Below are 10,257 nucleotides of genomic sequence, written 5' to 3' on the forward strand. Positions count from 1 at the left end.
CCTGAACTCGATCGACCGACTGCGTAGTAATACTGTCTGAGACTGCTGATCAGACATACCATTCAGTATTATTGTCTGCGCTCGTTTCAGAGGGCCTTTCAGCGCGCCGGATCTCGGTTCCGACGTGGCGCTCTCGTCGACGTCCGTCTACGCGCTCGTCGTGTGCGCGGCCGTGCTCTGGGGGGCGGGTCCGGTCCTCGTGAAGCGCGCGCTGAACGCCGGGGCGCGACCGCGGCAGGCGGTCCTCGTCGCGCTCGCCGCCGACACCGCGGTCGTCTGGACGGCGTTCGCGCTCGTCCGCGGCGTCGCGATCCCCGGCGTGCTCCTCGACGCCGACCCCCGCGTCCTCGCGCTGTTCGCTCTCACGGGCGCGCTCGGGACGGGAATCGGTCGGCTGATCGGACTCGTCGGGTTAGATCGCCTCGGCGCGAGCGTCTACAGCGCGACGCTCAGCGTCAGACCGGTGTTCGCGACCGCCCTCGGCGTCGTCGCGCTGAGCGAGTCCGTGACACCCATGCACGCCGTCGGCGTCTGCGTCCTCGTCGCCGGACTCGTCGTCCTCGAACGCGCCCGAACGCACGGCGGCGGGGAGCGCGGCGGGTGGCGGCGCCGCGACCTCGCCTACCCAATCGTCGCCGCGGCGGCGTACGCGGCGAGTCGCACGCTCCGCCGGACGGGTCTCCACGTCGGCGGCGTGGACGTACTGGCCGCCGCGGCGACGAACGAACTCGCCGGCCTGTGCGTGCTCGCGGTCGTCCTCGGCGTCCGCTACGGCCGAGACGCGTTCGCGCCGCCCCGCGAGAGCGCGGCGCCGCTCGTCGGGAGCGGGATCTGCTTCGCCGTCGGAATGATCGCCGTGTTCGGCGCGCTCGCCGCTCCCGCGGGCCGCGTCGTCGTCGTCGACCCGCTGGTCGCGACCGTCCCCCTGTTCACGGTCGGCTTCGCGGCGTACCTCTTGGAGACCGAGCGCATCACGGCCCGCGTCGCCGTCGGGACACTCGGTATCGTGGCCGGCGCGGCGCTCGTCGTCTGGTGACGACGCCGGGCGGCGATCGCTTCCCTCCGCCGCGTGCCGGAAGGGGGCGTTTCCCGCCGTCAGGGCGCATCTATTTCTACTGTGACGTTCTATAATCGTAGTGCGTACCATGAAAGGAGTTGTCTATCACGGAGAGCACCACGTCGAAGTGGACGAGGTGGAGGAGCCGACGATCGAGAACCCGAACGACGCGATCCTCGACATCACGACGACGTGCATCTGCGGATCCGACCTGCACATGTACGAGGGGCGCACGGACGCCGAGCCGGGCATCGTCTTCGGGCACGAGAACATGGGCGTCATCGAGGAAGTGGGCGAGGGGGTCAGCGACCTCGAAGTCGGCGACCGCGTCGTCCTCCCGTTCAACGTCGCCTGCGGGCACTGCAAGAACTGCGAGGAGGGCAAGACCGGCTTCTGCACGAACGTCAACCCCTCCGGTGGCGTCCCCGCGGGCGGCGCGTACGGCTACGTCGGCATGGGTCCCTATCAGGGCGGGCAGGCCGAGAAGCTCCGCATCCCCTACGCGGACTTCAACGCCCTCAAGCTCCCCGGCGAACCCGAGGACGAGTACGAGGCGAGCTTCGCGCTCCTCGCCGACATCTTCCCGACCGGCTGGCACGGCACCGAACTCGCCGACCTCCAGCCCGGCGAATCGGTCGCCGTCTTCGGCGCCGGCCCCGTCGGTCAGATGGCCGCGTACAGCGCCAAGATCAAGGGCGCCTCCAAGATCTACATCGTCGATCGCGTCGAGTCGCGCCTCGACCTCGCGGCCGAGCACTCGGGCGCCGTCCCGATCAACTTCGAGGAGGGCGATCCCGTCGAGCAGATCCTCGCCGATTACGGCGACGAGGTCGACAAGGGCGTTGACGCCGTGGGCTATCAGGCCCTCGACCCGGAGACGGACGTCGGGAGCGACGCCTACGACGCCGCCCGCGAGAACCCCGCGGTCGTCCTCAATCAACTCGTCGACGTCGTGAAGCCGAAGGGACAGTTGGGAATCGTCGGACTCTACGTCCCCTCCGATCCCGGCGCGCAGAACGAGATGGCCGCACAGGGCCGCCTCGGCATCGACTTCGGCGATCTCTTCGAGAAGGGCCAGAAGCTCGGCACCGGCCAGTGCGACGTCAAGAAGTACAACCGCTACCTCCGCGATCTCATCGCCGAGGACGTCGCCGACCCCAGTTTCGTCGTCACCCACGAGACGGGTCTCGACGAGGCCCCCGACCTCTACGAGCGCTTCGACAACCGCGACGAGGACGTCCTCAAGGTCCTCCTCAAACCCTGAAGCGGGCGGTCGGGAGAACGGTGTCGGTGAGGGGAGATCACGCGTCTCCTCGTGAATCGGGTGGCGGCGGCGCGAAACCGCCGTGCATCGGCACGCTTTTCGGTGGTCCTACTGGTATGAGTGAGCATGGAGCGGCGAACTTATCTCGCGAGCGCCGGCGCGCTCGCCACGTCCGCGCTCGCCGGCTGTGGCGGTAACGGCGGTGGCGGCGACGATAGCGGCAGTGGTTCGAACGCGTCGTCGTCACTCCCGGCGGACACCGTCCAGTGCAACCTCGTCGACTACGCCTTCCGACCGGGAACCGACGAGCCCCTCACGATCGACGCCGGGACGACCGTCCACTTCGTCTGGAAGACCGCGAACCACAACATCGTCCCGAAGAAACAGCCGGACGACGCGAACTGGGAGGGCGAGCCGAAGATCGAGGGGAGGGACCACACGTACGACCACACGTTCACCGTCCCCGGGAGATACCACTTCGTCTGCGAGCCGCACGTCAACCTCGGCATGGTCGGCGACATCGTCGTCTCCGAATCATCGGGATCGTCGACCGAGTCTCCCTGACGAGCGGGACCGAACCCAAGTCACTCGACGATCGGCAGGCGGACGGTGAAGGCCGCGCCGCCGAGGTCGTCGGCCTCCGTGATCGTGATGTCGCCGCCGTAGGAGTCGACGATCCGCTTGCAGATGTTGAGCCCGATCCCGGTCCCGCCGCTCGCCTCGCCCTTCTCGCCGAGGTCGAAGACGGCGTCGCGTCGGTCGGGATCGACGCCGGAGCCGTTGTCCGCGACCGTGACGAGGAGGTCCTCGCCGTCGCGCTCGGCGGAGATCCGGACGTGCGGGGCGTCGGCGGTGTTGTGCTCGACGGCGTTCGCGAGGAGGTTCTGGAAGACGTCCGCGAGCAGGTCGTCCGCGAGGACGTCGACGTCGGGGAGCGGGGCCTCGACCTCGAAGGCCGCGCCCCGATACGTCCCGCGGGCGTCGTCGACCTGCGCCTTCATCGCCGTCGCGGCCGGCATCGGCGTGAGGTCGTGATCCTCGCCCTCGACGGCCTTCATCAGCGAGCGCATCGTCTCGATGCGCTCGCCCATCTCGCCGGCGCGCTCTTGCACCGTCGCGAGGTACTCGGCGCCCGTCTCATCGACGTGTTCCCCGAGGAGCGACGCGCGGGCGTCGATGACGTTCGCGTCGTTCATCAGGTCGTGGCGGAACGTCCGATTGAGGAGTTCGAGGCGCTCGCGCTGGTCGCGCAGGCGGTCCTCGCGATCGAGGCGCTGTCGCGTCTCGCGGAGGTGCGTGCCGAGGAGTTCGGCGGCGGTGACCTGCGAGTCGCGCAGCGACGACTCGGTGACGCCGGCCTGCAGGACGGCGTCGTCGCCGACCGGGACGGTGAGCACCGTCTCGCCGCCGTCGACGGTGCGCGTGATCGCACCGCCGTCGGAGGGGACGGCGCCCGTCTGGACGCGCTCGATGCCGGTGCGATCGAGCGTCGTCTCGGCGCCGCGCCCGGCGACGGTGTCGCCATCGACGACGACGCACGCCTCGTCGAACGCGATCGTGGAACGAAGGGCGTTGAGCGCCCGCTCGTACGCGGAGTCGGCGGTGTCGACGCTGGCGAGATCGGAGGCGACGCGGTGGAGGTGTTCGAGGCGCTCTCTGGCCTCGGCCTCGCGGACGAGTTCTGTCTGATCCGTGATATCGGCGACGCGGACGTGGACGCGGACGTCTTCGTCGGCGTCGTCGTCAGCGTCGATCGGCGTCACGCTGACGCGGTAGTCCCGGTCGTCGCCCGCGTCCCACTCGTACTCGAGCGTCCCGTCGACCCCCGACTCGCGGACGGTGTCGGCCGTCATCTCGCGCGGCGCGTCCGCGAGGACGTCCGCGACGCCCTCGCCGAAGCGCTCGCGGAACGCGCCGTTCGCGGCCTCGACGATCGCGTCGCCGTCGAACCGGACGGTCGCGATCGGATCGGTGCTGTTCTCGTAGAGCGCGGAGAGCCGATCGCGCTCCCGTTCGAGGCGATCGCGGTTCCGCCGGCTCCGCGCGTTGTAGACGCCGACGCCGAGCGCGACGTCCGCGCTCAACACGATGCCGTCCATCGCGATGAAGTACGGCTTGAGGTCGCCTTGGACGTACGCCTGCTGGAAGAGGATCCACCCGAGGACGACGGCGTGGCCGACGACGATGGCGATCGCCCACTCCGCGGCGCCGTAGACGTACCGGTCCTTCCAGTCGCGCCGGGCGAGCCAGACGCTTCCGAGGACGAGCACGCCGGGGAGCACGAGACTGGTGATGTTCTCGAGGAGGGTCGACCAGAGCGGCTTGAACGGCGGTTGCGTCCAGTCCTGCCAGATGTCGAGGATCGGCGGAGCGAGAAGGAGAACGCCGAGGAGCGCGACGGCGAGGAGGGCGACCCGCCGCCGGAAGGACGTGGCCTCCACCGCGCCCTCCCCCGGGGTAGGTCTCATTGAACTGACCATCTCGATACTCGGACAAAAGCCTGCCGGGCGACGGTGCCGGTCGCGTTCGCCGACCGGCGTTCAGGGAAGCCCCGTCGGATCGAGCGGGGCGGCGCTCCGCCAGTAGCGCTCGAAGGTCTCCGCGGCCCACGAGCGCACCGCGTCGTCGTCGGTATCGAGCGACGCGCGCAGGACGCCCGTCTCGTCGCGGAGCATGAGGTGGACGCGTTCGTCGGCCGCCGTGACGGCGAGCGGGACGTCCTCGCGCACGCGGACCCCGGCCGCGTCGTGGTTCAGGAGCGCCGCGAGGCGTTCGCGAAGCGGGTCGTCGTCCGCGAGCGCGTCGATGGCGCCCTCGGAGAACACGCCGCGAAACGTCGCTTCGTCGTCGCGGACGCGCTCGTGAACGGCCGCGAGGCTCTGGTGGTTGAACGCGTGCGAGAAGACCGTCACGGTCCCGGCGTCGCCGATGAGATCGACGACGCGCTTGATGGGCGCGTCCGGACGCGTCTCGCTCGGGAACGTCACCGTGGCGTCAGCGAGGTGCCCGAGGTCGAACGTCATGGCGTCCGCCGGGAGGTAGTCGACGACGTCGCGGAGTTGACGCTCGGTCGCGAGGGCGTCGAGGAGGTCGCCGAGACCGCTGGCGACGAGGCGGCCGGTCGCGGTGGCGACGTACTCGCTCCCGTCGCGCTCGACCCACGCGCGCTCCTGAAAGTCCGTGAGGATGCGACCGAGCGTCGCCTGCGAGGCGCCCGTCGCCGCGGCGAGTTCGGTCCGCGTCTGGCGCTCCTCGGCGAGACGCCGCAGCACGTCGACGCGGTTCCCCGAGCGCGCGAGGAACTCGACTTCCGCCAGCAGGGGCTCCATACACGCCCTTGCGGCGGACGACCCAAATCGATTTCGCATCGTGAAATGATTTCACGATGTGAAATCCGCGTGCGCCGCGCGGGCGTTTCCCGCCGCACAAGATTTGCTGGCCGAATCTATACGCGTTCGTCCCCTCCGTTCGTGTATGAGCCGTTCAAAGCGCACCCTCGTCGCGTTCGCCGCCGCGAGCCTCCTCTTCGGGGGGAACTTCGTCGCCGCGAAGGAGGGGCTTTCCTTCTTCCCGCCCCTCCTGTTCGTCTCCCTCCGCTTCGACGTCGCGGCCGTCGCCCTCGGCGCGTACGTCCTCGCCACGCACACCGGAGAAGACCTCCTGCCGCGGACCCGCGGCGACGTCGCCAGCATCCTCGCGACCGGCGTCCTCTCCATCGGCCTCGCGAACGCACTCATCTACGTCGGCGAACAGTACGCGAGCGGCGCCGTCGCCTCCATCGTCTTCAGCCTCAACCCGATCCTGACGCCCGTCTTCGCCGGCGTCCTCCTCGCCGACGAACGCCTCTCGCGCCGCGGGGCGATCGGTCTCGTCGTCGGTCTCGCCGGCGTCGTCCTCGTCATCGACCCCTCGGTCGCCGGCCTCCTCGGCGGCGCCGTCGGGAAGGCCATCCTCTTCGGCGGGGCCGTCGCCGGCGCGCTCGGCGCGGTCCTCATCCGCCGGAGTAGCGGCGCCTCAGCAGCACGGCGCGCACCGCGTGGGCGCTCCCGATCGCCGCACTGCTCTGTCACGGTCTCAGCCTCGCGAGCGGGGAGCGGATCGCGGCCGTCGCGTGGACGCCGAACGCCCTCCTCGCGCTCGGCTACGTCGGCGTCCTCGCCGGCGCCGTCGCGTACATCGCCTACTTCGGCCTGCTCGACGAGACGGGCGCCATCACGGCGAACCTCGTCTTCTACCTCGTCCCCGTCGTCGCGACGGTCGGCGGGTGGGCGCTCCTCGGCGAATCGGTGACGGCGCTCACCGTCGCCGGCTTCCTCGTCGTCTTCGCCGGCTTCGCCGTCCTCGGGAGCGAGTCGGTGGACGTGGAGACGCTCCGCGCGCTCGTTCGCGACCGTCGCGAGGGGAGTTCTCGGGCGCTCGGTGACGATCAGCCCGCGGGCTTCGAGTCGGACTAAATCGTCCGAGACGCGTCGTTTATCCCTCGTTCCGCTCTACCTTCGAGTCATGCCAACGCTCACGGTCGCCGCCGTCGCGGACGTCGGCCCGCAGACGGTCGCCATCGAACTCGACGCGCCCGCGTCGTTCGACGCCGCGCCCGGCCAGTTCGTCCTCGTGCGCCGCCCCGGCGACGGCGACGCCGGCTACTACACGATCTCCTCGCCGGACGCCGCCGAGACCTTCGAGATCACCGTCGGCTCACCCGAGGGGGAGTCCCCCGAGGAGTCGCTCGGGACGTGGCTCGCCGCCCGCGACGTCGGCGACGTAGTCGAGATCGAGGGCCCGCTCGGGAACGTCGAGTACCGGGGCGAGGGCGACGTCGCCGTCTACGCCGCCGGTCCCGGCATCGGTCCCGCGGTCGGCGTCGCGGAGCGCGCCGTCGAGGCGGGCCACGACGCGACCGTCGTCTACCGCGGCGAAAACCCACCCCACCGCGCCCGACTCGACGCGCTCCGCGACGCGGGCGCAACGGTCGCCGTCGTCGACGCTCTCGACGAACTCGACGCCGACCACCCCACCGTCCCCACGCCCGCCGTCTACGTCTTCGGCTTCGACGACTTCGTCGAGGACGTGAAGGCGCTCCTCGAAGACGCCGACCGCGATCCCGCCGAGGCCGCCATCGAGAGCTTCGGGCCGGCCTGACTCTCGCCCGTTCGATACGCTCGATCCGAAACCCATATCCGTCCATTTAGGCATACCTAAACCATGGCGGACGGAACACCGCGGAGAACGCGACGCGCGTACCTCGCCGGGGCGGGGACCGTCGGCAGCGCCCTCCTCGCCGGCTGTACGGGCGGTGGAAACGACGGAACGACGAACGAGGCGTCGAGCGCGACGTCGACGAGTACGACGAAGGAGAGCGATGGCGGGACGTACACCGCGAGCATCTCGCCCGTCGGCGACGTCGCCTTCGACAGCGTCCCCGAGAACGCCTTCGTGATGTACCCGCAGTACGCGGACATGCTCGTCGCGCTCGGACACGGCGACGCCGTCAACTCGCTGTTCGTCCCCGAGATGTCCGGGACGACGATGAACTACTACTACGAACACCTCGACGGGGTGTCCTTCGACTGGCACGGTCTCCCGAACCCGTACGACAACTTCACGAAGGAGTTCTTCTACAAGCTCGACAGCGACGTCCACCTCCTCGGCCCGGCGTGGGCGACGACGCAGAAGAACTGGGGACGAAGCGACGTCGACGACGTCGTCGAGAACATCGCACCGTTCTTCGGCAACTTCTACAGCGGCACGCACAACGAACCCCCGGAACCCTACGCCGACGACTACCGATACTACACGCTCTGGGAACTCTTCGGGCACGTCGCGGACGTCTTCCGGGAGCGCGAGCGCTACGAGCGGCTGAACGCCGTCCACGCGGACCTCATCGATCGCCTCACATCGAACCTCCCGCCGAAAGAGGAGCGGCCGACCGCCGTTCGCGTCACCCTCGGCGACGGCCAGTTCTGGACGTACCACATCAACCACCCCGGCTTCTGGCTCGCCGACACCCGCCCGCTCGCCGCGATCGACGCCTTCGGCGATCAGCAGTGGGACGGTCTCTGGGGATCGGTCGGATACGAGACGATGGCCGACGCAGACCCCGACGTCATCCTCCACCTCTGGGGGATGACCTCGCGCTACGACATGGAGAGCGTCCGCGAGCGCCTCCGCTCGAACTCCGTCGGGAAGACGCTCTCCGCCGTGCAGAACGACCGCGTCTACGCGCAGGGAATGCGCTATCAAGGCCCACTGATGAACCTCTTCCAGTTGGAGATGACCGCCAAACAGCTCTACCCCGACGTCTTCGGCGAGTGGCCGGGCTACACGGACGGCCAGCCCTATCCGGACATCCCGGCGGACGAACATCTCTTCGACCGCGGGCGCGTCGCCGACATCGTCGCTGGAAACTGACGACCGGCGCTTTCGGCCCCGCGAGGCTCCTCCGGTGCGGAAACAGACGAAACGGACTCCCGCCGTGTTCGCCGTCGCGGCTCCCCCGACGTATCCTGCGGATTCCCCACCTGAGAACCCCATCGTCGGCCGCCTCCGATTCCGCGTCTCCTCCTCTCAGCGAGAACAGACGAAACGGACCCTCCGCGTCCGTCGGTTCGGCGATCGCTGCCCCAGACCCACAGTTTCCAAACCGGACGCCTGCTCTCCGACCCGAACGCCTGCTCTCCGACCCGAACGCCGTATCGCGGTCCGAACGGCGATTTCTCAGCCCGGGCACCCGGGAGCGAAAACGGCAAACGCCCCCCACGCGATTCGCCCGTATGAGTCTCGCGTCGAACCTCCTCTACATGTTCGGGCTTCTCGGTGGCGGGCTCGTCGCGCGCCGGATCGGCGTGCTCACGCCCGAGCGGACGGACTACCTCACCCGATTCGCGTACTACCTCGCGCTCCCCGCGCTCGTCTTCGACTCGACGGCGACCACCGACCTCGCCGCGGTCTTCTCGCCGGGAATGCTCGCCGTGTTCGTCCTCGTCGTGCTCGCCGTCGCCGCCATCGGCTGGCTCGTCCACCGCCGCATCGACGCGGCGCCGGTGCGAAGCGTCGCAGTCGTCCAGTCCTACCACAGCAACTTCGGCTTCCTCGGACTGCCCATCGTCGCGATGACGCTCGGCCCCGGCGCCACCGCGAAGGCGAGCATCCTCCTCGGCGTCGGCTCGCTCGTCCAGATCCCGCTGACCATCCTCGTGTTGACGTCGATCAACGACGCCGAGGCATCCCTCCGCGACGAACTCGCCGGTATCGTCCGAAATCCAGTCCTCGCCGTGCTCGTCCTCGGGCTGGTCTTCGCCGCCGTCGGAATCCCCGTCCCCAACGTCGCCGAAACCGCGCTCGGATGGCTGTCGGAACTCGCGCTCCCCGCCGCGCTCCTCTCCGTCGCGGCGTCGCTCGTCCTCGACCCCGAAGGCGTGGACGTTCCCACCGTCGGCACCGTCGTCGCGCTCAAAGTCGTCTGCATGCCCCTGCTCGCGCTCGCCGGCTTCACGCTCCTCGGAAGCAATCCCATCACCGTCCGCACCGGCGTCGTCATGCTCGCCATGCCCACCGCCATCTCCACGTTCATCTACGCCACGCAACTCGGCGGCGACACCCGCCTCGCCTCCGCGAACGTCTTCGTCACCACCGTCATCTCCCTCGGCGCCGTCTTCGCCCTCCTCCAGTTCATCCCCTAGCCGTCGACCCCCCGGGGGTCCGAGGGACATCGCAGGTCGACGGAAACACTTTGTGTCACGCCCCGGTACGACGCGCTGTGTGCCCTGAACCGGGCACCGTTACAGACGAACCCTAGTCGGATTGAAGGATGACATGGGTCCTTGACGAGGTCGGCGACCTCGCGTTACAGACGAACCCTAGTCGGATTGAAGGGCGTCCTCCGGGAGGTCGCGCCACATCGCCCGCGAGTTACAGACGAACCCTAGTCGGATTGAAG

8 protein-coding genes and 1 pseudogene are annotated in these 10,257 nt (G+C 69.3%); 7 read left to right on the plus strand and 2 right to left on the minus strand.

Translation table 11 applies throughout. From position 1 onward, the window contains the following. Positions 1-124: 124 nt before the first annotated feature. The 3 genes from AOZ13_RS06740 (at position 125) to AOZ13_RS06750 (ending at position 2,885) form a co-directional block, all read left to right on the plus strand. Positions 125-1,036: a DMT family transporter gene (locus AOZ13_RS06740; protein WP_021780157.1), complete on the plus strand. Its 912-nt coding sequence runs from the start codon at positions 125-127 to the stop codon at positions 1,034-1,036. Between the two features lie 109 nt (positions 1,037-1,145). Then, positions 1,146-2,321, plus strand: a complete 1,176-nt coding sequence (locus AOZ13_RS06745) for a glutathione-independent formaldehyde dehydrogenase (protein ID WP_021780158.1) — start codon at positions 1,146-1,148, stop codon at positions 2,319-2,321. A gap of 126 nt (positions 2,322-2,447) precedes the next feature. Continuing rightward, positions 2,448-2,885, plus strand: a complete 438-nt coding sequence (locus tag AOZ13_RS06750) for a plastocyanin/azurin family copper-binding protein (protein ID WP_020222015.1) — start codon at positions 2,448-2,450, stop codon at positions 2,883-2,885. Positions 2,886-2,905: 20 nt separating this feature from the next. Here AOZ13_RS06750 and AOZ13_RS06755 read toward each other — a convergent pair whose 3' ends face one another. Beyond that, positions 2,906-4,789: a sensor histidine kinase gene (locus AOZ13_RS06755; RefSeq protein ID WP_148286741.1), complete on the minus strand. Its 1,884-nt coding sequence runs from the start codon at positions 4,787-4,789 to the stop codon at positions 2,906-2,908. Positions 4,790-4,861: 72 nt separating this feature from the next. Continuing rightward, complete coding sequence (locus AOZ13_RS06760) at positions 4,862-5,650, minus strand: helix-turn-helix transcriptional regulator (protein WP_020222017.1); 789 nt, start codon at positions 5,648-5,650, stop codon at positions 4,862-4,864. A 145-nt stretch (positions 5,651-5,795) separates the two neighbouring features. Between AOZ13_RS06760 and AOZ13_RS15685 the strand changes: the two are divergent. The 4 genes and pseudogenes from AOZ13_RS15685 to AOZ13_RS06780 all read left to right on the plus strand — a co-directional run bounded on the left by AOZ13_RS15685 (position 5,796) and on the right by AOZ13_RS06780 (position 10,000). Further along, positions 5,796-6,775: pseudogene (locus tag AOZ13_RS15685) on the plus strand (DMT family transporter). Between the two features lie 49 nt (positions 6,776-6,824). Further along, the gene (locus AOZ13_RS06770; protein WP_021780160.1) at positions 6,825-7,460 is read left to right on the plus strand and encodes an FAD-dependent oxidoreductase; all 636 of its coding nucleotides are present in this window, start codon (positions 6,825-6,827) and stop codon (positions 7,458-7,460) included. Between the two features lie 63 nt (positions 7,461-7,523). Beyond that, positions 7,524-8,729, plus strand: a complete 1,206-nt coding sequence (locus AOZ13_RS06775) for an ABC transporter substrate-binding protein (RefSeq protein ID WP_020222534.1) — start codon at positions 7,524-7,526, stop codon at positions 8,727-8,729. A 362-nt stretch (positions 8,730-9,091) separates the two neighbouring features. Beyond that, positions 9,092-10,000 carry an AEC family transporter gene (locus AOZ13_RS06780; RefSeq protein WP_020222535.1) on the plus strand — a complete coding sequence of 303 codons (909 nt, stop codon included), beginning with the start codon at positions 9,092-9,094 and terminating at the stop codon, positions 9,998-10,000. Positions 10,001-10,257 lie beyond the last annotated feature (257 nt).

The sequence above is a fragment of the Halarchaeum acidiphilum MH1-52-1 genome, from assembly GCF_000474235.1.
In the GTDB taxonomy this organism is placed as follows: domain Archaea; phylum Halobacteriota; class Halobacteria; order Halobacteriales; family Halobacteriaceae; genus Halarchaeum; species Halarchaeum acidiphilum.